This window comes from Gardnerella sialicivorans subsp. sialicivorans (assembly GCF_056746795.1).
The window spans coordinates 12,340-35,676 of sequence record NZ_JBWPXA010000002.1 but is presented as its reverse complement, the minus strand read 5'-3'; the positions used below and the strand labels follow the sequence as shown (position 1 = coordinate 35,676).

General features: G+C 38.0%; 20 protein-coding genes, 1 pseudogene and 1 CRISPR repeat array. Of the genes and pseudogenes, 3 read left to right on the top strand and 18 right to left on the bottom strand.

Going from position 1 to position 23,337, the window contains the following annotated elements:
• Window positions 1-255: 255 nt before the first annotated feature.
• Window positions 256-459 (bottom strand): hypothetical protein, encoded by a 204-nt coding sequence (locus AC1EKB_RS01325; protein ID WP_415694417.1) that lies wholly within the window; start codon window positions 457-459, stop codon window positions 256-258.
• Here AC1EKB_RS01325 and AC1EKB_RS01320 point away from each other — a divergent pair.
• Window positions 410-648: pseudogene (locus tag AC1EKB_RS01320) on the top strand (LysR family transcriptional regulator); the annotation flags it as partial. The gene AC1EKB_RS01325 and the pseudogene AC1EKB_RS01320 overlap by 50 nt on opposite strands.
• A gap of 532 nt (window positions 649-1,180) precedes the next feature.
• Here AC1EKB_RS01320 and AC1EKB_RS01315 read toward each other — a convergent pair.
• From AC1EKB_RS01315 to cas3, 10 genes are all read right to left on the bottom strand, one after another.
• Window positions 1,181-1,477 carry a hypothetical protein gene (locus AC1EKB_RS01315; RefSeq protein ID WP_415694380.1) on the bottom strand — a complete coding sequence of 99 codons (297 nt, stop codon included), beginning with the start codon at window positions 1,475-1,477 and terminating at the stop codon, window positions 1,181-1,183.
• Between the two features lie 130 nt (window positions 1,478-1,607).
• On the bottom strand, window positions 1,608-1,895 hold the full coding sequence (locus AC1EKB_RS01310; protein ID WP_415694379.1) for a hypothetical protein: 288 nt from the start codon (window positions 1,893-1,895) through the stop codon (window positions 1,608-1,610).
• Window positions 1,896-2,500: 605 nt separating this feature from the next.
• Window positions 2,501-3,382: direct repeats of the CRISPR family, unit length 28 nt; unit sequence GGATCACCCCCGCACATGCGGGAAAGAC.
• A gap of 107 nt (window positions 3,383-3,489) precedes the next feature.
• Complete coding sequence (gene cas2e, locus AC1EKB_RS01305; protein WP_481248634.1) at window positions 3,490-4,572, bottom strand: type I-E CRISPR-associated endoribonuclease Cas2e; 1,083 nt, start codon at window positions 4,570-4,572, stop codon at window positions 3,490-3,492.
• Between the two features lies 1 nt (window position 4,573).
• On the bottom strand, window positions 4,574-5,515 hold the full coding sequence (gene cas1e / locus AC1EKB_RS01300) for a type I-E CRISPR-associated endonuclease Cas1e (RefSeq protein ID WP_415694286.1): 942 nt from the start codon (window positions 5,513-5,515) through the stop codon (window positions 4,574-4,576).
• 27 nt (window positions 5,516-5,542) lie between these two features.
• Window positions 5,543-6,199: a type I-E CRISPR-associated protein Cas6/Cse3/CasE gene (cas6e, locus tag AC1EKB_RS01295; RefSeq protein WP_481248633.1), complete on the bottom strand. Its 657-nt coding sequence runs from the start codon at window positions 6,197-6,199 to the stop codon at window positions 5,543-5,545.
• A complete protein-coding gene (gene cas5e / locus AC1EKB_RS01290; RefSeq protein WP_415694284.1) occupies window positions 6,200-7,075 on the bottom strand; it encodes a type I-E CRISPR-associated protein Cas5/CasD in 876 nt (291 codons plus the stop codon).
• A gap of 58 nt (window positions 7,076-7,133) precedes the next feature.
• A complete protein-coding gene (gene cas7e / locus AC1EKB_RS01285; RefSeq protein ID WP_415694283.1) occupies window positions 7,134-8,222 on the bottom strand; it encodes a type I-E CRISPR-associated protein Cas7/Cse4/CasC in 1,089 nt (362 codons plus the stop codon).
• A 97-nt stretch (window positions 8,223-8,319) separates the two neighbouring features.
• The gene (gene casB / locus AC1EKB_RS01280) at window positions 8,320-8,931 is read right to left on the bottom strand and encodes a type I-E CRISPR-associated protein Cse2/CasB (RefSeq protein ID WP_481248632.1); all 612 of its coding nucleotides are present in this window, start codon (window positions 8,929-8,931) and stop codon (window positions 8,320-8,322) included.
• Between the two features lie 22 nt (window positions 8,932-8,953).
• A complete protein-coding gene (locus AC1EKB_RS01275; protein ID WP_481248631.1) occupies window positions 8,954-10,624 on the bottom strand; it encodes a type I-E CRISPR-associated protein Cse1/CasA in 1,671 nt (556 codons plus the stop codon).
• Window positions 10,611-13,466 (bottom strand): CRISPR-associated helicase Cas3', encoded by a 2,856-nt coding sequence (gene cas3, locus AC1EKB_RS01270; RefSeq protein ID WP_481248630.1) that lies wholly within the window; start codon window positions 13,464-13,466, stop codon window positions 10,611-10,613. Before cas3 ends, AC1EKB_RS01275 begins: the two co-directional genes overlap by 14 nt.
• Window positions 13,467-14,077: 611 nt before the next feature.
• Here cas3 and AC1EKB_RS01265 point away from each other — a divergent pair.
• Window positions 14,078-14,368, top strand: coding sequence for a hypothetical protein (locus AC1EKB_RS01265; protein WP_415694279.1), 291 nt, complete (start codon window positions 14,078-14,080; stop codon window positions 14,366-14,368).
• A 299-nt stretch (window positions 14,369-14,667) separates the two neighbouring features.
• Here AC1EKB_RS01265 and AC1EKB_RS01260 read toward each other — a convergent pair whose 3' ends face one another.
• The gene (locus AC1EKB_RS01260; protein WP_481248629.1) at window positions 14,668-14,904 is read right to left on the bottom strand and encodes a hypothetical protein; all 237 of its coding nucleotides are present in this window, start codon (window positions 14,902-14,904) and stop codon (window positions 14,668-14,670) included.
• A gap of 100 nt (window positions 14,905-15,004) precedes the next feature.
• On the opposite strand from AC1EKB_RS01260, the gene AC1EKB_RS01255 reads away from it, so the two are divergent.
• A complete protein-coding gene (locus AC1EKB_RS01255; RefSeq protein ID WP_481248628.1) occupies window positions 15,005-16,354 on the top strand; it encodes a glycosyltransferase family 2 protein in 1,350 nt (449 codons plus the stop codon).
• 159 nt (window positions 16,355-16,513) lie between these two features.
• Here AC1EKB_RS01255 and uvrB read toward each other — a convergent pair whose 3' ends face one another.
• The 6 genes from uvrB to AC1EKB_RS01225 form a co-directional block, all read right to left on the bottom strand.
• The gene (gene uvrB / locus AC1EKB_RS01250; protein WP_481248627.1) at window positions 16,514-18,628 is read right to left on the bottom strand and encodes an excinuclease ABC subunit UvrB; all 2,115 of its coding nucleotides are present in this window, start codon (window positions 18,626-18,628) and stop codon (window positions 16,514-16,516) included.
• Window positions 18,629-18,720: 92 nt separating this feature from the next.
• The gene (gene coaE / locus AC1EKB_RS01245; RefSeq protein WP_481248626.1) at window positions 18,721-19,401 is read right to left on the bottom strand and encodes a dephospho-CoA kinase; all 681 of its coding nucleotides are present in this window, start codon (window positions 19,399-19,401) and stop codon (window positions 18,721-18,723) included.
• A 55-nt stretch (window positions 19,402-19,456) separates the two neighbouring features.
• A complete protein-coding gene (locus AC1EKB_RS01240) occupies window positions 19,457-19,981 on the bottom strand; it encodes a GNAT family N-acetyltransferase (RefSeq protein WP_481248625.1) in 525 nt (174 codons plus the stop codon).
• Window positions 19,982-20,128: 147 nt separating this feature from the next.
• A complete protein-coding gene (locus tag AC1EKB_RS01235; RefSeq protein WP_481248624.1) occupies window positions 20,129-20,458 on the bottom strand; it encodes a TM2 domain-containing protein in 330 nt (109 codons plus the stop codon).
• Between the two features lie 293 nt (window positions 20,459-20,751).
• Window positions 20,752-22,257, bottom strand: coding sequence for a 30S ribosomal protein S1 (gene rpsA, locus AC1EKB_RS01230; RefSeq protein ID WP_004130522.1), 1,506 nt, complete (start codon window positions 22,255-22,257; stop codon window positions 20,752-20,754).
• Window positions 22,258-22,419: 162 nt separating this feature from the next.
• Window positions 22,420-23,304: a bifunctional methylenetetrahydrofolate dehydrogenase/methenyltetrahydrofolate cyclohydrolase gene (locus AC1EKB_RS01225; protein WP_481248623.1), complete on the bottom strand. Its 885-nt coding sequence runs from the start codon at window positions 23,302-23,304 to the stop codon at window positions 22,420-22,422.
• Between the last annotated feature and the right edge of the window lie 33 nt (window positions 23,305-23,337).

Here is a 23,337-nt window from a genome sequence, read left to right as displayed (position 1 = left end):
TCCGTGTAATCAGCCTTTGTTATATTTTTTGGCTTTTTGCGTTACATCTTATCGTATATCACATTATATTTTGGTGCATTTTTAATCACATTAGTGTACATATTTTGGCGTTTTTATCACGCGATTATAGGCATTAACTAACACTCAGCATAAAACATGGATTTAGAAAACTTACGAGCATACCTACACTTTTTGAGTGCACAACATGGATATTATGTGCACTCTTTAACGATAGGAAAAGCTAGGCTTAAAGTCTCAAGATTTCTTATTTACCAACATTTTGGTTGCTGCAATAACCTTGTCTTTATGCTTAACTACATCTTCAATAGTCAATTTTTCAATGTCTCGAATGTAGCGCTCCATATAGTCAAAATCAGGCTCACCCTCGGGTGTTACTGGAAGGCAAAACGCATCTTTTTTGAACTTTATTATTGGTCTTAATGGTTTTACGATTTGCACTGGAATGACAATGACGACTTGAATAACGAGAAAATCGTGACCATTCCGCTGGATTGCGAAGAGACCATGCTTGTTGGGTGGATTAAGAACGAGCGCACGAATCTTTCCCCTGCAGCGCTTGCGTATATTTCTCAACTCGAATCTGTGCTAATTAAACACGGGTACCAGGTTATAAGTAGAGCTAAGTAGACGGCTTGCGTAGAAGTTTGTTGGTGTAACTGCGCAACAGAGCTACATAATAAGAGCTGTGTAATGAAAACTGCGTGTAGTGCTTTGTAATAAAACTACGCGATTCTGCTAATCAACACACATGCGTGAAAAGTGAGCATATGTGGGCTTGATGGGATTCGAACTATTGAGGGATTTACCATCCATCACGCGAAGATGTAAAAACCCATATGATAAAATCGAGTTGAGAGCTGGGGCTCCCCCTTACCCTTGACCCTTCACGGGGTAGGTTGGGGGGGGGGGAATGACCAGCTCTTTTGTAATAGTTAATTTTCCTGTTTTCTATTATGCAAACGCAATTTAGTTTCGTATCTTCTCTAGATAAACGTTTTTGAAGAATAGTATTTATTGAATCCCCTGTTACATTGTATATTCTAAAAAATAACGATATAATGAACGTAACGCGAGGGCCTCGCAGCTGCCGTTTACGTCAGATTGTTAGTCGAGGGGGTCCCTCGCAATTTTCATTTAAGTATATTTTTTAATATACAATTTATTCATCTTCATCGTAATCTGCAGAATGTTTGCGACGTGGAATCCCTAGTTTATCTGCCATTTCGTTATATGAATCAAGATAATCATCGTCAATAAGATTGTATGCTTCAATAATAAGTTCGCGAGGAGTATTTTGATGTTCCCATGCAAAGCTTAAGTAATCTGCTAATGCTTCATAAGGTTCTCCTGCGCCAATAGCATCATTAGCAAATTCTTTGGAAAATTCACTCATATATGGCTCAGCATAAGGTCTAAGTTTCTCAGCCATGTCATAATAAATTTTCTGCATGTTCATCAACTTTTCACTCCTTTCTTATTTTCTACAATTGGTAACGCGGTATTAACGCGCATACTTTTAATTGTTTACCACCTTTTGCAAGGTAGCTAAAATCTGATAATTGTTGATTTAATATAAAATTTATTTTTTATTCGTCTAATGGATCAACTTTACGCGGCAACCCTAAATCGTCTGCTATATCGTCATGTATATCGCCGCACTCATAAGGCTCTAGCAGGTTATATGCTTCGATTAACAACTCTTTAGGCGCACTCTTGTGCAACCATGCTTCTGCCAAATAGTCACCAATTGCAATTGATGGCTCTCCTGCTCTAATAGCACTATTGACTGCTTCTTTAGAGAGCCTATCCATGTATGGCTCAGCATAGGGACGGAGTCTTTCAACCATGTCATAATAAATTTTCATCATATTCATTAGCTTCTGATTCCTCTTTTATCTTCTACGTCATTACATGCAGTAACGATACTCTAACCTTTTTCTTTTTTGATAAACGCACTTCTAGGATAGCATCAGCTTATGTGTGAAGCCTGAAAAAGGGTTATAAGCAAAAACGCGTGGTACTCCTCAGACTAATGTTCCAGTCTTGAAAGCTGGTTGCCGAGGGCCACGCGTTGCAATTAAGATCATTACCTCATATGTGAAGAACAATTCCAACTACACATACTAGCTAGAATTTCTATGAATCAACACATATTCGGAAAGAATCTAAAAGCACCATGGCGCGTCATTGTAAGCAAGGACGAAAAGGATAACTCGCCCTTTGCGCCATGTCTCTACTAGAGTATCACGATACACATCGAACGTAAACACATTCGCATAAATCTTTGTACGGAAAAACTAATTTCGTTGATTTAACGAAGTCACCCCTCGCTTGCGTTGAACGCACAGTGCGCTTTCAACTTTGAGCAAGCTCGGCATTCCAAGTTGCTTTCGCGCGCACTGTGTTGCACTCAAGCAGGTTACCTCACCCCACGATGCGGGAAAACTTCCGTCTTTTCGCCGCTGATCGTGACTTAGTGGGATCACCCCCTCGTATGCGGGAAAGACCAGACCCATTGAGTACTGAAGTAGATGAGATAGGGATCACCCCCGCGCATGCGGGAAAGACTCTCGACGATTACGACGATGGCAACACACCGTAGGATCACCCCCGCGCATGCGGGAAAGACTCCTTGTAAAAAACAGAGTCGTAAATATATTGGGGATCACCCCCGCGCATGCGGGAAAGACAAAATGCGAATCAATGCAGCATATAAGAAAGGGGGATCACCCCCGCGCATGCGGGAAAGACCACGGTTTGCGCGTTGTGACACCTGATGAAAAGGGATCACCCCCGCGCATGCGGGAAAGACAGCCGCGTGCCTGTATGTTTAATTTCGGCATAGGGATCACCCCCGCGCATGCGGGAAAGACTGGTTTGTGACGCCTTGTTTTGTTGCCGTTTGAGGATCACCCCCGCGCATGCGGGAAAGACTTAAGTCTCTTACAGCGTCTGCGAGTTCGCTGAGGATCACCCCCGCACATGCGGGAAAGACATGAAAAATGAAAATTTGAGCTTATGTATAAGGGGATCACCCCCGCACATGCGGGAAAGACTCGTTTGAGTTCGTCTTCTAAGTGGATTTTTTGGGATCACCCCCGCACATGCGGGAAAGACTCAAAACCATCTCGCCAGTAGTACCTAAGCCAGGGATCACCCCCGCACATGCGGGAAAGACTGTAAAAATCTTATTTTATAAAAATGATGATGGGGATCACCCCCGCACATGCGGGAAAGACGATGATGCTTAGTTCTGATAATTGGCATGTTGAGGATCACCCCCGCACATGCGGGAAAGACCGAGTATTAATACTGGATATTTGAGAATTATTGGGATCACCCCCGCACATGCGGGAAAGACACTTAAAGATCCCAACAAAATGGCCATTTCTATAACAGAAACAGTCAAATCTCATTTACTTTTCCAATTCAAACTATCACAGAGAGTAGTACAATAATACTTTATTTTTATGAAATAAATTTTAACAATCCTTTCAAACGAAAAACAAGATGTGCTGTTAGTCTAGCATCTAGAAGAGCTCTATGTGGAACGGATTCAGCAATGTTGTATTCTTCTAGCACCGTTTTTAATTGGTAGTTTTTTAAAAATTTCTTTTCTTTCTTTACAAAACGAGAGATATCAAAAATTTTATTAATTGAAAGAGAATCATCAAGTTTTTCATCTAATGAAGATAAAGCAGAATTCAAAAATGACATATCAAATTGTACGTTGTATCCAAGTACTGGTAATTTTCCGACAAAATCAATAAATTCTTTTAATGCTAAATCTAATCCGACGCCATAAGACTCAAGCATTTTTGAGGTAATACCAGTTAGCTCAATAATTTCATTAGGAATAAAATTATTTTTATTAGAATTACTAACATTATCGCAATTAATATTTATTAGTTTTTGGAATTCTTCAATTTTCCCACCAATGAACTTAACAGCTCCAATTTCAATAATTTTATCAACTTTGCTATTTAAACCTGTGGTTTCGCAATCTATTACAACAAAATTCTTACTTATTTTACCAATAAAATCCTTCCAGTAATCGGTACAAGTTATTTTTTCATTATTTGTAGTAAATTTTGTAGTTTGAGAAACATTATCATGAATGAGATAACTAATATTTTCATTTACTAAATCATTCTCAATTAAATTAGAAGAAATATTAATATTTTTTCTACTTCTAACATTTGAAAATTTCCTTGCATTATGAAACTTAGCAGCATCACTAAATCCATATTTAATATCACCTTCCGCCATATCATTTGAAGGAATACTGACCAAAGGCAAACCGTCTAAGTAGACAACTTCACGATGAGAATGAATAGTCTTAAAATCGTAGCCAATTTCATTTCTGGAAGAAAAGCTCATTGTTACAGCACCATTCCCAACACTATCTTCTATGCGCTTCCACAATTCTTCTCTGATTCTACTGTTGAAGTTGCCAACGTAAACGCCTGTAGCAATTTCTTGCATCCACTTGGTTAAATCACCTCTTAAAGATAGTGGGCAGTTAGTCATCGTAATCACAGTTAACGGCATATCAATTCACCTCACTGTAATTTACGCCAGAAGCTACTAGAATTTCCTTATCGTCCCAAAGATGTATTACATCAACAGTAATTTGATCGTCAATCGGTATTTCAAGAAGATTTTGTATGTCATTAACAATACGAGACATTATGTTGCAATTTGCGAAGCAATCACGCATTTTCAAACGCATTAACCGTTCAATATCATCGTCGGATTCACACTGAGAAGCAATTTCAAAAGATGCAGGAATAGTTAATTCAGCTTTATATAAGTCTGCAATATCGTATACTAGAGAAAGATCATGGCCAGTATGCACGAAACCTAATCCAGGCGCTAAACCTAAAGCAGATATTATGCTATGCACTAAACCGTATAGGCATACGTTACCTACAGACAATGCTTGATTAACAACAGTACCACTTTCAAAATCATCGACTTTATAATCGCGGCCATTCCATTGAACATTGTATTTATTAGACATATCCCTATATATGCTTCTTACACGAGCTCCTTCTCGACCTCTTAATTGTTGCATAGTATATGACGATATATTTTCATTAGGGAAACGCATTTGATACATTTTTCTCGCAACACTCAATCTAGACCTATTATTCGTAACAAGTTTTGCCTGTTTTTCCAACAATCTTGAGCTTCTTGACAATGCTCTACCATGAGCATAATTGCGAACCCCATGCTCACCAACCCAAACTATGCTTGCTCCAACATCTCCAAGTAATTCCATTGCTCTATGAGTAATCTCCGTGCCAGGACCTAAAAGTAAAACTCCAATCATTGCAGCAGGAACTCTTATAGTTCCATTTGCATCAAAGACTGTAACAGCACTATCAAGACGATTAATTTTCGCATGCTCTACGTATATAAAACTCACTCTGTCGCTTATACGTGGAAGCTCTGATATTTCAGCTTTTTGAGCACCGAATTTCTTTTTCATACTGTTACAGCCTTTAATAAAATAGCGTCATTTATTTGAGTTGCATAAAGGAATTACTGTCATCATTCCAAATCCATATGCTTTCTTTTTCCCAAATCCTTCTATCAGTGTTTTACGCATAATATCTGCGTTACTAATTGTTAAAATACCTTGATAAACAGCTTTACTTAATCGAATAGGTTTTTCTGACTTTGTAAATAAGCTATATCCGCGTTCAACAATAGCGAATTCATTTTCGTTCAACGAAAAACCTAATTTTTGTGCACGATTAAGCAAAAAATTCATCTGCTGATCATAAGTAACATGTGGTACTACCCTACCTCTAGTAGTGCGAGTTTCACAAGTATCAGAAATAGCAACAACAGGATTAAGAGTTACTCTAAATTGCATTTTCATGCCATTTGTTAATGAACTCAAAAACTTATCATAATTCTTACTTGACGCCGTTCCTATAACACCATACATCTCTAGACGTTGCAAATCTGGTTCAGAATCACTAACTATAAGCAAGTAATGTTTCCCATGCAAAACATCAACTCTCCATAACTTTCGGCTTCTTTCATGATTCTCCCATTCTTCAGGAAAACTTTGCTCAACCCAGTTATGGAAAGCTCCTACAGATTTAAGATCTCTCAAAGATGAGGGTTTTTTATAATCAATTTCAACTCTACTCAAATAAGACATTTAAGACTCCAATCCAGAAAAAGCATCATGCTCAGCAATAAAATCTCCAGTAGATTTCACATGCTTACTATCTGATGAAATACCTTCCGAATCCAAATTATTGTGAAGAATTCTCTTAATAGGTATCTCCATTTTTGACTCGTAACGGAATCCGAATTTTCTTTCTTTGTTAGAGAAAGAATTAACGAAATCCTTGCGCAATCTACGAACTGATTCCTGAATTTTATAAGTATTAATATCGTCTTTAACTAATTCTGATGCAGCTTTATCTACTAAATCAGAATCAGCATATAAGGATATAGATACTTCATTGCATGATTCATTAGAAGACTCTGATGCTTCAGATAGTCTAGAAGTATTAAATCTTTTTTCAGACCACTTGTTTGCAAGCCACTCATACTTTAATAATGCTTGAATTACTCCGCAATCTTCCACGCCTAGAATAAAATCAGCCGTAGGAGGCAGCGATCTTCTGCCTAAACTAGATTGAAAATATGGCGAGCGCAAAGCATCGTTAATGCTATCGAGGAGTTTCTCATTGTCAGATCCTATTGCAACAAGAAATATAGCATCTTCTAGATAGTAACGATTTGTAACGTAATTTTTTTCAAAATCACCGTTAGGCTTATGTTTTGCAGCAATATGATAATCTTTAAGTAGATTTCCTTGCTGATCGATTCGTACTGCAAAATCTAAATCATTAAGTTTCGCAATATTTTCATCACAATCTGTACTTCTTCTATACCCAAAAGCTGCAGCAATCATACCTATTACCGCACTTTTAGATGGATAGTAATCTGTGTGACGAGTTTCAAAATGAGAATCTGTGCCCCACGATTGCAAAGGTCCAGCAAACTTCAGTAATAAACTTTTCATAAGCTTCCTAACTGTTAAACACTAAATATCAACTAATAAGTGTTATTTATTAAGAAATTTACTGAAGCAATTCGGAGACTTTAGAAGAAAAATCATCCAATAATTGTTGCATACTTTGCTCTTCTACGCCTAATTTAATCTCCTCATTTGAAGAATCCATTGTCACATAGAATGATGCAAGTGGCTTATGAACAAATTTTTGAACTTTCTCGTATTCTTGAGATAGTTTCTCAATAGATTTTGAAACATATCCATCTTTTGCTTTTACTGGATCTTCAAATGCGCTAACTAAGTTTACTGGCCTGTCATCTCTTAAAGTTACCACAAGCATTTGCGGCAAAGTTTGATTAGCAAAAGTATTTACTTTTCCAGTAGGCATTGCATTAGCGAAAGCTTCAATAAAAAGCTTAAGAGCATTAATTGTAGATTCTTTGTTATCACTCAACTGATGACTAAATTCATGTACTGCAACATTTGCATAACGATACAGCGTTGAAGAACTATATTCTATTGTTCCAAGCATTCCAGCTCCAGCATTATCATCCGCAGATAAGTCATCAACAGCAGTATAGTAATCAAATTCAGCACGAACAGCGTGAGTGGAAATTGCGTGAGCAACTTGCGAAGAAGCGTCCTCATTAAGTGATGGGTCGTCTGCAAGCATGCGGCCGAATAACGCAATATCAATAGGTGGATTATCTTTCAAGATTTCTTGCAGTTGCTTCTTGTCAGTAACATTATTGATTGCTGCTTGAGCTAGAGAATTTGCTTGAGTCTCTCCTAAGAAGAATAAAGCTTTTGCTGTAGGAACTGTTTCTCCCTTATCTGTTTTAGTTTTAACGCCAGCAGTATTTAACGTTTTATCTGCTAAATCTAATGCTTCTTGTTCAGATAATTCTGGTTTTAATGCAACAATTTTATCGGCAACGTATTTAACAATGTTTTTGCTTCGTATTCCAACATTAGATTCTCCGCTGTGTTCTTTGAAGTATTCACGCATTGAGTGCTTCCAGCATTGAGAACTTACTCTGGTTCTAGTTACACCGCCATATTGAGCAGTCTTTGGACTGCCCGCATCATCGCGATTAATATTGCATGGTGGAACAGTTTGGATTGCTTGAATATCTAAGAATAAGTGAGCGTTCATGATTTTACCTTTCTAAGTTTTAGTTAATTGTTTGATAACGCTGTTTTTGAAATATGTAATTTTTAAAATATGTGATGTTGTTAAAAAGTTATTGCTACTAGCTGAAGCGATAGTATTCTTGTGCCCAAGAAAGTCTTACTTTTTCTGAATTTTCAAACTGAAGCAAATATAAATCGCGAGCTAGTTTAGAATAATCAATCGCTTGTTGATTTTCTTTTGTTCTGCTTTTTAGTAGTCGAACTAGTTGACGAAGGTAGTAATAAAAACTTTCATAATCGCTTGCAGTAATCATAACACTAAAGCGCCTATCCATAGCTCCACGTACGCCTTCGTCACTTCTTAGTGCTCTTAAAGCTGTTCCCATATTGTTATAAGATTTTTCATTTTCTAAATCTTCAGATTTGTTCAAATCTTTATAACTTGATTTTTCTACAACACCTTGCTCGTACAATGCGTATATTTGCAAAGTGTTTATAACAGCTCGCAATTGGTAGGTAACTTCACCATATTTATCTATGAAGCTTTCTGGCACATTGTTTAATATCCATGGCCATATTTCTACTGACTGACTTAATGGCTTACCAATTGTGTGGCGTAGTTGAGCAAGCATAGCTCGTCTCGATGCAATATCTGAGCTGTTCAAAAATTGATTTATGATTTTGCTAATAGCGCTTGATACTTCAACAGATTTGCTTTTATTTTCAGCCATAATAGCCTCCTTTCTATGTCTTTTATTTTCCTGATAATTTTTTTAAGCGACTAGTAAAAATGTTGTAAGCTGTAACTATATTTTTTGTAGATTCTTTCTCGCTTTGATCAGATGGTCTACCTGTAAAATCGCGCAATGTCGCATTTTCTAGCATTCCTTTTGCTTCATTTATGAGTATGTTATGCAAAGTATTTCTCCATTGAGTACAACGTTCATTCATTGAATCTTTTGGTTTAATATTTGCTAACCATTCTCTAAACGGTTGATCAACTAAGAAATAAGCCTGACTAATGTACTTAGCAGAATATTTAGTTGCATCATCTTTATTTCTATTACGTATTTCACATATGTCTAGAAGAAATTGCTTGTAAATGAATCCTATGGCAGATCTTGTATACTCAACTTCATTGTTAATTCTGTATACCCATCCATCGTCAGCATTATCAGTTACTACGACTTCATCAATATATAAAGTATCGCATATTTCATCTGTAGGAACCCAAGATGTAGCATTACCATCATCTTTCATACTTATAGCTTGCAGTGAAATAGAAGAGCCAGCAATATCATGTTTAATTTCGTTCAGCCATTCCATAATTCCCGGTTTATGATTTTTTACACTACCATCGTATAATTCTTGCGATGTAAGGAGTCCAAATGATCTCCACATAGCTTCTTCTGTTCTATGCTTCCTTGGAGTGTATTTATCCTTGTTTTCACCTTCTTTGTTATACTGCCATACTGTCATTGGTTCAATAAAAGCATTTTTATGATTAATATCAGGAAGTTTCACTATAGAAACCGATATTGGTTTGTCAATACTAATATCAGGATTTATATATATTGCTCTACTCCATCGAGTGTAAAGCTGGGAAACATTGTCAATAAATGTTTCATAAAACGAATTTTCAATATTTTCTGTTCCTGAATATTCCCAACATGGCTTTTGTTTTTTCTCAGGAGATTGCACATCGCCAACAAGTACACAATTAAGCATAAGAGTTTCAAATAAATTTGCTCCTATTATCTCAATACCGCCGAGATCAAAAAGCCAACCTTTAGAAGCTTTATATTTTTCCGTACCAAACATGGTCTTATCTGCTAATCCAGCGTATGACTGTAAGGTAATAATCCACCTTGCTAATTGTGGTTCAGTAAGTGACGATTTGTTATTATCAACATTATCTTTTGGAGAAAATACAGCTATTTTATTGTTACTTTCAGAAATCAATCGATTTATATTTTTACCTGATATCTCACTAGGAGATTTACCGCCAAGCTTTTTACTATCGATATCCTGTTTAAGTACTTGTAAAAATGGATATTTGTCATCAAAAAGGTAGAAATGATCATGCCATTGTTCTAAATATTTGAAAACTACGTCTGGAAACTTTTTTGAATTCCAAACTTCGCGCCAAATATCCATTGTTTCTTCATTGAAATCATCTTCACTATCTTCACCTGAATCAAATTCACGAGAATTTCCCTGAATATCGTACCTAGAAAAAACAGTATGAAGCGCAGTAAGCAAAACGCGAAGCAATGCAAAGTCCTGAGTTTTCATATCGCCAGCAAGAGCTTTATATTCAGATGCATGCTTAAATACATCTGTCATTGATACGAGCTTATTGTGGCCTTTTTCGTCTACAATGACGGAAATCCAAGGCTCATCTAGTAGATTAAACCTGCTCACCTTTTAATTCCTTTCTGTCTTCTTCCGAACTCTTAATACATACAATACCACTTTTTTCAGAATACACAACTCTATATTTCGATATTTCGCAAATATTATTTTCATCGAATAGTAAAACCAAAGAACCTCGCAACCAAGGCTGATTATCCCAGTTTTGGAACTGTTCTTGCTTGCGTATTTTTTCTAACTCTTTAATTGTTTCTTCAACGCGATTACTGTTCGACACAAACATCCAAGGCAGTCTTACTGTTTCTTGAGCAAGATTCATTGCAACTTCTGAATCATCAATATTTTGTGAAATATCTTCACAATCATGGAAAGTTCCATAGCCGTATCCAACTTTTTTCACAGCAATAACTTCTATAGATTCGCCGCTATTGCGAACTTGGGCACATGCAAATTCATCAGATTCATTTGTAATTGAATTTTTCAATAAACCGACGATAGATTTTTTGCCGATTTCTGATTTTGGATTTTCAATTCTATATGTTTTTGCAACACTTTCATTACTATTTCTTACTGAATCATGTTCCCTTTTTGCAGAAACATACGCATATCTCAAATCTTCTTGTAACTCTAAAGGATTATCTCCATAAACTATTTGCACTAATCGAGAAATATCTTGAGGCATATTTATAACATCTGGCAAATAATATTGAGTTCTCATAAGTAAATATTTACCGTAAATAGACTCTGAACCTTTATCAAATTCATAACACTCACTGGTTCCCAACACATATAAAATTGGCTCTTTAAAATAATCTGGGCGTTCTAACGTATGTCTTTGTAATCTGCCAGCACGTTGAAGTAATAAATCTATAGGAGCAAGATCAGTAAACAAAACATCAAAATCAACATCAAGAGACTGTTCCAATACCTGTGTACCGATAATTATTGCACGAGCAGGTCTATGAGCATTCTTGCCAATCATATTGCAAATCTGTTGTTCTTTTCTAACTCTATCTGTAGCAATAAATTGCGAATGAATAACTATAACTTCTTCGTCAGTAAACTCATCAACGCACGCACTATAAATTTCTTGAGCTCTTTTAACTGTGTTTACTATAATTCCAGCAATACCACCATTATTCAACAAAGATTTAAGCTCATTAACAAGTGATTCATGTAAGTTATCATCTGTTATTTTTCTTACAGAAACAGATTTATTATCACTAGCATCATTTTCAATAAATTTTTGTTTTACACAGTTTTTATCACTGTACGTAATTAAAGGATAATTATTTGTTTCAAAATCAACATTAGATTTATCACATTCTCTCCAATTAAACCCAAACAATCCACACATATAAGCTTTTATAAGTTCTTTTCTACGCTTAGCAGGTAAAGTAGCAGAAAGTAACACAACAGGAACTCCGTATGCTGCCATCCAAATAAGAGATTCTTCAAGATACTTATTCATATAAGCGTCATAAGCATGCACTTCGTCAATAATTACAACTTTTTTACTTAAGCCCAAATGACGAAGCATAAGATGTTTTTGCTTTAACGAAGCTAACAAAAATTGATCTACTGTACCAACAACAAAGTCATCCAACATTGCGGTTTTTCGTCCAGTAAACCAATCATTAAGTATTACTCCATTATTATTTACATCATTATTACTAGAACTACTATCACAACCATCATTCATATTTTGCATTCCATGCGGCAAATGCGCATAATCTGCATTCAGTTCAGCTTTACCATGAACTAAACGCAAACCAATCTCACCCTGAAAATCACTATTCACACTTTTAAGCCAATCCTCAACTCGCCTAAACATTCCATTAGAAGTTGCTTGAGTAGGAAGACCGAAGAATACTCCGCTTCTTCCGGTTAGATTTGCTAATTGCTCAGCAGCAATTAAAGAAGCTTCTGTTTTTCCTGAACCCATTGCAGATTCAAGAATAAAAATTCCAGGCTCTTTGCAATGAGAAATGACATCGTGCAACGCTGTCTGAATACTATTCGGCAAGAAACCAAAACGATGTTTGTATATTTGCGAAACATTACTACAATAATTTAATGATTCCCATACGTCTTTAGAACCATGTTGTAACCACCTTTCCCAGCCTTTTCTATATCTTTCTTCCTGGTTTTCTATTAAATCTTTCTCTATTGGAATAAGCGGAAAATAGTGTTCATTACTAGCAATCCAATCAGCCATAATTACCAATCCACACAACAAAACTTGTGCTGGCTCACTTATTTCAGGAAGATCATCTACATTAGAAAAATCATTTCTTTCTAAAGCCCAATTCAAAATATCATTCTGCAATTTTTTCCATAATTTACTATTATCACTTTCAGTTTCACTTTGATAGTAATGGTCAGCATACGCAAATTCATTACTTTTATAAACCAAATCATCATCTAAAGGCTTACCGTGATGAGCACCAACGATTGCACAAATTCCTTCAGGAACTCCAGCATTAGAAAGAATAGCTTGACCAGTTATAGTGTGATGACTACTCGAGCAATCTTCTGCCTTAATAATAAAATCATCGATATTTGTAAAACCAACAATAGCTAACTTATTTTTTAACGCAATATCTAAATCTTCTGATTTTGAATACGATTTTCGAAACTGAAAAACGGGAGTAGCTTTACCAATATCATGTATGCATCCTAAAAATTGAGATAACTTTTTTGCATCAACGTGTTTACTTAATGAAGATTCAATCAATCTTCGCTGACCATCGCTAAGCCAATGATCCCATAATTGACCAATAACATTTCCAGTATCTTCAAGGTGTTGAGCAAGAGGAAGCCATTGCATTACTCCATTAACTTCTCTCTTTTTACCCCATAATTCAGGATTAACAACATGATTACAATTCATGATTACCGTCTTCCCATTTTTCTTAATCCACAATGATTATTAAATAATGGCAAATATACTCTCAATAAGAGCTTTAAGAAAGATTGTGTTGCATATTTATTACTAAACTAGTTGAGCTTCAAACGTATTGCATGCATTTGAAGCTCAAGTAATTGCCTCGCCAATGCGAGAAAGACGATAGAACACGAAACATAGAAGGATCACACCCGCGTATGCGGGAAACTCTATCAAAAGCGATTATACATCAACAACATTGTTATTGTGATTCCTTAATCTAGATCTTCTGCGTATCCAGTTAAGCCAGATTGTATAACAAATACTAGCTTTCTGAGAGCAATATATAACTCTTGCGCAAGTAAAGAAGATGTAGGTGTTTAACATATAAGAATAGTATCATTAACAAAAATAGACATAATGCAAGTGTATCAAAATTGTTGCGTTAAGGAAACAGTTTTGATACATGCAGCCGCGATGCTTTCAAAATAAATTATTTATTGTTGCATTGGTATTTACTAAAGCACAAACAATAAATTGCGACTATTTATATTTGTGTACTAAAATATTCTCATTAAAAGCAACAAGTTAGTTGGAGATTAAGAGATTAAGAGATTATGGAAGATAAAAGTCTTGATTTAACTAAACCCATTCTTGGTTTTTTGAAGACAGAGAATAATGATTCTTCTGAAACTGTAGTTATGTTACACGATAACGGACTGAAATTTGAACTGTCTGTGTTATTTAAAGAACTTAGTGGTCAAATTTTTAGGTGGTTTTTAAGGAGAAGAGTTACACATATAAGAACTGATGCAGGATATGAAACAATAAATAGATTGCCTGTACCTAATATTTTGCGGGTTTTATCTCTAGGCAATGTATATACGCTAGTCGGATCGATTCGCTAAGCTTGCTCAAAGTTGAAAGCACAGTGTGCTTTCAACACAAGCGAAGTACGTTAACATCCTGTGCCCTCGACCCCAGAGCGTCGACATGTTTCCTCAAACAGCCAAATCACGCTCAAAAACCGCGAGACCCCAGCTTACAGTGATTTTTCGCATCACCTACGACACTAACATATTCAAAATTATCAAATTTTACGTAAAGCAGTAAAGCATATATAGTCCTCCTTCATTTTGGTATATCTATATACGCTCTAACACTAGATAATATCAAGTTTTATTATTAGCCACTCTACCTGTATTTATTATCTACCAGTATTTATGCCAAACATATTTTTGGCACACGCATAAAACGTCCAAAAAACGCCCCCCACCCATAGACTTTTTCCCATGTTAAAGAGAGCATCATCATACGTAACTATTCTCATAACATGGCTACTACTATTCTTAATCTTTACACCATTCGCTATTAGAGAATACGTTTTTTCTGGAACAAGAAATACTACGCTAGATATTCTCATAGCATTAAACGCAATCTTCATAATCTACTTTTGGCTAAACGGTACAAAAGATATAATCTATGTACTATGGTTCTACCTGCATAAGAAATCCATTACACAATACGTTCAAAAAGTCTCTCGCATGCCAATACCAGCAAACAAGCGTATAGTAATGCTCTACTGTACTTGCAACGATTTTGAAGACGACTCACTCACGCAATGCTTAAAACAAAAGTACGCCGAATCAGTCAAAACAGTAATCCTCGATGATTCTAGTGACCCTAATTACAAAAATAAGGTAGACGAATATTCTAAAGAACATAATGTAGAAGTAGTACGCCGCGAAAATAGAAAAGGATTCAAAGCGGGAAATCTCAACAACTATTTACACGGACGAACTGACTACAATTACTTTGTTATTCTCGACAGTGATGAAATCATCCCTTCAGATTTTATTATTCGATGCTTACAATACTTCCAATACTTTAAAAACGCTGGAATCGTGCAATGCAATCATGTAGCAACACGTAACATTAACCGCTTTATGCACTTACTACACATTGGAGTGAACAGCCACTGGCCTGTGTACCAAACAATGAAACATCACTATGGTTTCATGTCTCTACTAGGACACGGTGCAATGGTAAACAGAGAATGCTACGAAGCAGTAGATGGATTACCAAAAGTTGTTGCTGAAGACTTATGCTTATCAATCGAAGCACGCAGTAAAGGATACTATGTTACTTTCGCACCAAACATAACATGCGAGGAACAATATCCGATTGACTATCTAGCTTTTAAGAAACGACATAGTAAATGGGCTCAAGGTAATTTCAAGTTCATGAAATGCTACACTAAACGCATTTTCACATCTAAAATGCGATGGTTTGAAAAACTAGATATTTTCTTATTCACCTACAACCTACCATTAACATCACTTTTCACATGCTATGTAGCGATGAATATCATATTCTTCCCAGCGCTACACTACGATTTACACTATCCAGCATGGCTACTTTTACCAACCTTAATATTCTTCATGGCACCTATGCTAAACGACGTATTCTTCTGGCTTGGTAAAGTATCTATCAAACATTTACTACTCTACATGCTTTTTACTTTCTGCTTGTACGGTTCAATGCTTTACGTGTCAATGAAATCATCATTCCTAGCACTTACAGGAAGAAAAGCCGTATTTGTTGTAACACCAAAAACAACGCAACATATTACGTTAGTTGAATCATTACGAATGAACATTCAAGAAATAATATTCTCAATAGTTCTTATCACTCTCTCATGCGCATTCAAAGGCGGAATACTACCAGTCATTCTCATAGTAGTACCAACGCTAGTAGTACCAACGCTAGTAGTACCAACGCTTTTCAGCATATATTTAACAATGTACTCGAACTCTAAAAAACCTATCGATACGCCACACCATGTTAGAAACAATTACAAAACAAGAAGACCACTCGCACACGCATACAGGTGATATAAGCCCACAAAAAATAACAGTTTTTAAAGAAACTTGTAAAAAGTAGAAATTAGGGCGAGCACGTTAATTTCTGCAAAATGCCCGCCTTAATTTATGGGATTTATGTGCTGCAATTAACGCGTGATTAATCACCATTAATCACGCTCACTTAATAGCTTACTTATTAGCCGCATCCATTTGACGCAACTCTTTCTTTAGATCGCGTATCTCGTCGCGCAAACGCGCTGCAAGCTCGAATTGCAACTGTTCTGCAGCAACATGCATTTGCTCGCTCAAATTCTTAATCAAAGACATAATATCGCTTTGTGGCAAGGCCGAAATATTCGCCATGCGCTTTTCTTTGCTTTGCTGCCCAAGATTTGGCTCTTTTGGCACTCCATAATGCGAGTTTCCAGCCTTATTAGCATTCCTGTAACCGCCTGCTAGCAAAGTTTGAGTATCAACATCCTCCTTAGCGAGCATGTCGTTCACATCGCTAATCTTCTTTCGCAAAGGCTTAGGGTCAATTCCATGCGCCTTGTTATACGCGATTTGCTTTTCGCGACGTCTCTCCGTCTCACTAATCGCCTTGCTCATAGCATCCGTAACGCTATCCGCATACATAAGCACAGTTCCCGAAACATTACGAGCAGCGCGGCCAATCGTCTGAATAAGCGAACGGTAAGATCTTAAGAAGCCTTCCTTATCTGCATCCAAAATCGCAACAAGCGAAACTTCTGGCAAATCCAAACCCTCACGAAGCAAATTAATTCCAACAATCACATCAATTTTGCCTTCGCGAAGCTCGCGCAAAAGCTCCACTCTGCGCAAAGTATCAACATCCGAATGCAAGTACTCAACTTTAATACCAAGCTCCAAAAAGTAATCAGTTAAGTCTTCCGCCATTTTCTTTGTAAGCGTAGTAACAAGCACGCGCTCATCTTTTGCCACACGCGCCTTGATTTCCGCAAGCAAATCGTCAACCTGCCCTTCCACGGGCCTAACCTCAATCTTAGGGTCCAGCAAACCTGTAGGCCTAATAATCTGCTCAACTACGCCATCCGAAAGCCCAAGCTCATAGTCTCCAGGGGTTGCAGAAAGATACACAGTTTGACCAACATGCTCCAAAAATTCGTTCCACTTTAACGGGCGATTATCCATTGCGGATGGCAGCCTAAAGCCATGCTCTACAAGCGTTCTTTTGCGCGAAGCATCTCCCTCGTACATAGCTCCGATTTGCGGCACTGTTACATGCGATTCGTCTAAAACAAGCAAAAAGTCATCTGGGAAAAAGTCAAGAAGCGTATGCGGAGGCGTGCCAGCCGCGCGGCCGTCAAAATGCCTCGAATAATTCTCCACTCCTGGGCACACACCCACTTGGCGAAGCATCTCCAAATCGTACGTAGTCCTCATTTCCAAACGCTGAGCTTCCAGCAATTTATTTTGCTTTTTAAGCTGCGCTACTCTCTCACTAAGCTCCGACTCAATCGCCTCTAACGCGCGCTCCATGCGCTCAGGTCCTGCAATATAGTGAGACGCTGGGAAAATATGAACGCTACTCTCCTGGCGAATCATTTCCCCCGTAAGCGGATGCAACATTGTAATTCTGTCGATTTCGTCGCCAAAAAACTCAATTCGCACAGCCAATTCCTCGTACACAGGAATAATCTCAACCGTGTCGCCTCGCACCCTAAAAGTTCCGCGCGTAAACGCAATGTCGTTACGCTTGTATTGCATGCTCACAAATTGGCGAAGAAGCGTGTCTCGCTCAAGTTGCTGGCCAACGCTTAACATAAGCATTCGCTCGGCATACTCCTCTGGAGTACCGAGTCCATAAATGCACGAAACAGTAGCTACAACAACGCAATCCCTACGCGTAAGCAAATTCGCTGTAGCCGCGTGACGAAGACGCTCAACATCATCGTTAATATTCGAGTCTTTTTCAATATACGTGTCTGTTTGCGGAATATACGCTTCCGGCTGATAGTAATCGTAGTAAGACACAAAATAGCTCACAGCATTATCTGGCATAAGCTCGCGAAATTCCGCGCAAAGCTGAGCCGCCAAAGTTTTATTCGGCTCAATAATAAGAGTCGGTCGTTGCAAACGCTCAATAAGCCAAGCGGTTGTAGCGGTTTTGCCAGTTCCCGTAGCACCCATTAAAACAACGTCGTTTTCACCGTTTTCAATGCGATTTGCCAGCTCGTCTATTGCTTGCGGCTGGTCGCCAGAAGGCTTGTATGGCGCTTTTACTACAAAAGGCTTGTTTGTACGCTGAATTTTATTCGACATTATTTTTCTCCAAGAGCATTTTATTTATTTTACTAAAACCCAACAATCGCGCGGTTGCTTGCGACTTTTCCTTGGGTCTCTAATGCTCCTTACTAATCCTTACTAATCCACGTTTTAATTTTTGAATCAACGCTTTTAAGCATAACTTCCATAGGCTTTGTAGAATCAACTACAAAATCCGCGATTTTCTTGCGCGCATTCTCTTCAACTTGATTATTTATGCGCTGTTCAGCCTGATTCTGACTCATTTTGCGCTCACTTATCATTCGCTCAATGCGAACATCCTTAGGTGCTTCAACTGTAATAATATAGTCAAAACTAAATGGAATGCTGTCAATTACTTGCGCAAGCAGCGGAATATCGTGCACAATAATAGAGCTCAAAGCGCCTAATGCACTGCAATTCTCTTTAGAAATTTTATTAACATATTCGTTTCTATATTCGTTTCTATATTCGCTTTCTAAAGTCTTTGCGCAATCATAAATAGCAGGATGAATAATAGATTCAAGCTTCTTACGATTTTCACAACTCTCGTCGGAGTTACCAAAAACATGCTTTGCAATAAACTCGCGATTTAAAGACCCATCATTCTTAACAGCATCTTCCCCAAAAATGCTCACGATTTTCCGCAAGACTACGCTTCCTGGCTCCACCACTTTACGCGCTAAAACGTCGTAATCTATAACAAACGCGCCAAGCGAACGCAAATGATTTACTACTGTAGATTTTCCAGCCGCGATTCCGCCCGTTACAGCAATCCGCATCATTGTCATATTTTGATTATAAACGATACATTTCTCACAATAGCGTAAGTTTTAATTGACCCAACTAAAACTTCTTATATAGCACGCAGTAAATAGACCCGTAATAAGATTTCCAATTATCGGTTAATAAACTGTATCCAAGCTTATTATAAAAATCTAAAGCAACAGCATTGTTATCTTTTTCTGTAGATAAAATTATTGTTTTATACAATTTAAGATTTTCGACTTTCTTCATAAGCGCACTGCCAACGCCTATATGCTGAAACTCAGGATCTACAAACAACTCATTTAACTCTAAGCTTTGATTGAACCAATCATAATTTTCGGATAAAAATGGCTTAATTTGATTCGCATACCAATTATCTTTCAATAATTCTATGCCATATAAAACACCGATAATACGATTATTCATCATAGCAACAAGTAAAAGCGCACTATTGTTATATTTCAAACTATCTAATATGCGTTCACGAACATTATCTATACGATCTAGTTCTTTAGGGAATGCTTTTAGATATAAATCTAAAATTATATTCATATTGTTTTTGGCTTCTAAATAATCTAATTTTTTAATTTCAATGTTCTTCATAAAATTATTCTTCTAAATACTTCCGCTTATATTTACTCAATCACTATAATTTATTATTTTTTAAAAGATGCGTTTTGGAAATTGAATTCTAAAACGCATCTTTTATTTGTAAAATTACTTATAAATCTTAATACTAAATATTTATTTTTAGTCTTTTAACTCAGCACCATCAGCATCTTGATGCCACTTAGTTCCAGGCTTTGAGCAAAGAATCAAAATACCCTCAACCAATGCCCATATTCCCGTAATAATCAACAGGAAACCAAAAGAAAGAACAGAAATAAGCAGCTGTGCAATCGCCTTTCCTTTAAAACCAAGGTAAAAATTGTGAATACCTAATGTGCCTAAGAAAATCGCTAGCAAACCTGCAACAATTTTATTGCGCGAGCTTTCTAAAGTCGCTTTAGCGTTCTCCTCACTATTCCCATCATACGAAGGGAACTGAGCATTTTGCTGATTGTTATCAAACGTGCTCATATTTTAACCATCCTTTTAGTAAATACGATTAGTAAATATGATTGACGTTTTACATCATATAATCACGATTCTTAAAAGAAAATTGATTGTACCTATATTTAATTACAAAACTTGAGTTATAAAATACTTGTCAAATGTACTCAAAATAGACGTTAAGCATACTCAAAATAGACGTCAAATATACTCAAGATACTCGTAAAACATTATGAACAACAATACGCAAGATGCCCCCGATGATTACTCACCGAGGGCATCTTAGTTTTTATTTACAAGCTTCTAGTAGAAAGTAGAAACTACTTCTTTTCGCTCAAAAGCTGTTCGCGCAAAGCTGCGAGCTGATCGGAATCAGCTAAAGCACCTTCGTTAGCTGCCTCAGAAGAATAGTTGGAAGCAACTTCTTCCTTCTTCTCTTCCTTAGCTGGCTTCTTTTCTTCAGCTTCTTCACTCTGACCATCAGCGGCTGCGGATTCTGCTGCAGCTGCGAGTTCCTTAGCGGCGAACACCTTGTGCTGCTCCCACAATTCGTGAGCTGCTGCATACTGTGCTTCCCACTCTTCGCGCTGCTGCTCGTAACCAGCAATCCACTCGTTAGTGTTTGGATCGAAGCCTTCTGGGTACTTGTAGTTTCCTTCTTCGTCATACTCAGCTGGCATGCCGTAGAGAGCTGGATCGAAATCTTCAGAATTTGGATCAACAGCCTCGTTAGCCTGCTTCAAGGAGAGCGAGATACGACGACGATCGAGATCTACGTCAATAACCTTAACGAATACTTCTTCGCCACCCTTAACAACAGTTTCTGGGTTCTCTACATGACGGTTAGCAAGCTCGGAAATGTGAACCAAGCCTTCGATGCCGTCTTCAACGGAGATGAACACACCAAACTGAACAATCTTAGTGACCTTGCCCTTAACAACCTGTCCAGGAACATGGGTGCGAGCGAAGCGCTGCCATGGATCTTCCTGAGTTGCCTTAAGGGAGAGGGAGATGCGTTCGCGATCGAGATCAACGTCGAGAACCTCAACGGTAACCTTATCACCAACCTTAACAACCTCGGATGGGTGATCGATATGCTTCCAAGAAAGCTCGGAAACGTGAATGAGACCGTCAACACCGCCGAGGTCAACAAACGCGCCGAAGTTTACGATAGAAGACACAACGCCTTCGCGAATCTGACCCTTCTTAAGCTGCGAGAGGAAGGTCTCGCGAACTTCGGACTGGGTTTCCTCGAGGAACTGACGACGAGAAAGCACAACATTGTTGCGGTTCTTATCGAGCTCAAGAATCTTAGCCTTAATCTTCTGGCCAATGTATGGGGAAAGATCGCGAACGCGACGCATTTCAACGAGGGAAGCTGGCAAGAAGCCGCGCAAACCGATGTCTACAATCAAGCCGCCCTTAACAGCCTCAATAACGGTACCTTCAACAATGCCGTCTGCATCCTTGATCTTCTCAATGTCACCCCAAGCGCGCTCATACTGTGCACGCTTCTTGGAGAGAATAAGACGTCCTTCCTTGTCTTCCTTAGTTACAACAAGGGCTTCGATGGTGTCGCCAACTTCAACAACATCATCTGGATCAACGTCTTTCTTGATGGAAAGTTCACGGGAAGGGATTACACCTTCAGTTTTGTAGCCGATGTCCAACAATACTTCGTCGTGATCAATCTTTACGACTGTACCTTCAACTAAATCACCATCGTCAAAATTCTTGATGGTTGAATCGACTGCCTTGATGAAGTCTTCTTCGGTGCCAATATCATTAATCGCAACCTTGGCGACTTCGTTATTATTCTCTGCCATTACTTATTAGTGGTTTCTTCTTGGGGTGGATATTACTCGATATTAAATTATGATTTATGCACGCGCACATGCACGCACTCTGTCAATGTTATATATAGGCATAGCCAAAATCGCCGTTTTACTTCGGGCGTGTCGCAGTATTTGATATTTACTACTTGCCACTTACTTGCCACTCGCTGCTCGCTCAGCCATATCAACAACATTAGCCAATAGCATTGCGCGAGTCATTGGTCCCACTCCACCAGGATTTGGCGAATACGCTCCCGCGACTTCTCTACAAGCAACATCAACATCGCCTTTTACGCGATACCTTCCCACTTCTTCATCAAAAACGCGAGATACACCAACATCAACCAACACACATCCAGGCTTAACATCGCAAGGCTTTACAAATCCAGCGCTGCCCATTGCCGCAATAATAACGTCGGATCGCATCATAATATCATGCAAATCGCGAGTGCGAGTGTGGCACAATGTTACAGTTGCGTCTACTCCCCTGCGCGTAAGAAGCAGCCCGATTGTTCGACCAACCGTGATTCCTCGTCCAAGCACGCACACATTTTTGCCTTCAAGATCAATGTTATAAGCGTCTAAAAGCGCCAAAATTCCTCGCGGAGTGCATGGCAAAGGCGTAACAATATCTCCCGAAATATGCATAACCAGCTCGCCCAAATTGTATGGATGCATTCCATCGCAATCTTTTGCAGGGTCTACTGCCTCAATAATCTTTTGGGAATCAACTCCCTTTGGCAAAGGCAATTGCACAATAAATCCCGTGCAAGAAGGGTCATTATTAAGCTGATTTACGGCTTTAAGAATTTCGTCTTCGCTAGCGTCTTCTGGCAAATCGCAGCGGATTGAGCGAATACCTACTTCTTCGCAATCCTTGTGTTTTCCAGCAACATACTTCAGCGAGCCAGGATCACTTCCAACTAAAAGCGTTCCAAGCCCTGGACTAATGCCTTTTTCTTTAAGCTTTTCTACTCTATTTTTTAAGTCGCTTTTAATACTTGCAGCTAGCGCTTTTCCATCTAACACAACAACCATGATTCACTCCCAACTATCATCACAATTTAACAC

Excerpts from the sequence above, each read along its gene's own strand:
- AC1EKB_RS01315 (WP_415694380.1), bottom strand. The coding sequence starts at position 1,477 with ATGAACATGCAGAAAATTTATTATGACATGGCTGAGAAACTTAGACCT.
- AC1EKB_RS01310 (WP_415694379.1), bottom strand. The coding sequence starts at position 1,895 with ATGAATATGATGAAAATTTATTATGACATGGTTGAAAGACTCCGTCCC.
- cas2e (WP_481248634.1), bottom strand. The coding sequence starts at position 4,572 with ATGCCGTTAACTGTGATTACGATGACTAACTGCCCACTATCTTTAAGA.
- cas1e (WP_415694286.1), bottom strand. The coding sequence starts at position 5,515 with ATGAAAAAGAAATTCGGTGCTCAAAAAGCTGAAATATCAGAGCTTCCA.
- cas6e (WP_481248633.1), bottom strand. The coding sequence starts at position 6,199 with ATGTCTTATTTGAGTAGAGTTGAAATTGATTATAAAAAACCCTCATCT.
- cas5e (WP_415694284.1), bottom strand. The coding sequence starts at position 7,075 with ATGAAAAGTTTATTACTGAAGTTTGCTGGACCTTTGCAATCGTGGGGC.
- cas7e (WP_415694283.1), bottom strand. The coding sequence starts at position 8,222 with ATGAACGCTCACTTATTCTTAGATATTCAAGCAATCCAAACTGTTCCA.
- casB (WP_481248632.1), bottom strand. The coding sequence starts at position 8,931 with ATGGCTGAAAATAAAAGCAAATCTGTTGAAGTATCAAGCGCTATTAGC.
- cas3 (WP_481248630.1), bottom strand. The coding sequence starts at position 13,466 with ATGAATTGTAATCATGTTGTTAATCCTGAATTATGGGGTAAAAAGAGA.
- AC1EKB_RS01265 (WP_415694279.1), top strand. The coding sequence starts at position 14,078 with ATGGAAGATAAAAGTCTTGATTTAACTAAACCCATTCTTGGTTTTTTG.
- AC1EKB_RS01260 (WP_481248629.1), bottom strand. The coding sequence starts at position 14,904 with ATGAAGATTGCGTTTAATGCTATGAGAATATCTAGCGTAGTATTTCTT.
- AC1EKB_RS01255 (WP_481248628.1), top strand. The coding sequence starts at position 15,005 with ATGCCAATACCAGCAAACAAGCGTATAGTAATGCTCTACTGTACTTGC.
- uvrB (WP_481248627.1), bottom strand. The coding sequence starts at position 18,628 with ATGTCGAATAAAATTCAGCGTACAAACAAGCCTTTTGTAGTAAAAGCG.
- coaE (WP_481248626.1), bottom strand. The coding sequence starts at position 19,401 with ATGACAATGATGCGGATTGCTGTAACGGGCGGAATCGCGGCTGGAAAA.
- AC1EKB_RS01240 (WP_481248625.1), bottom strand. The coding sequence starts at position 19,981 with ATGAAGAACATTGAAATTAAAAAATTAGATTATTTAGAAGCCAAAAAC.
- AC1EKB_RS01235 (WP_481248624.1), bottom strand. The coding sequence starts at position 20,458 with ATGAGCACGTTTGATAACAATCAGCAAAATGCTCAGTTCCCTTCGTAT.
- rpsA (WP_004130522.1), bottom strand. The coding sequence starts at position 22,257 with ATGGCAGAGAATAATAACGAAGTCGCCAAGGTTGCGATTAATGATATT.
- AC1EKB_RS01225 (WP_481248623.1), bottom strand. The coding sequence starts at position 23,304 with ATGGTTGTTGTGTTAGATGGAAAAGCGCTAGCTGCAAGTATTAAAAGC.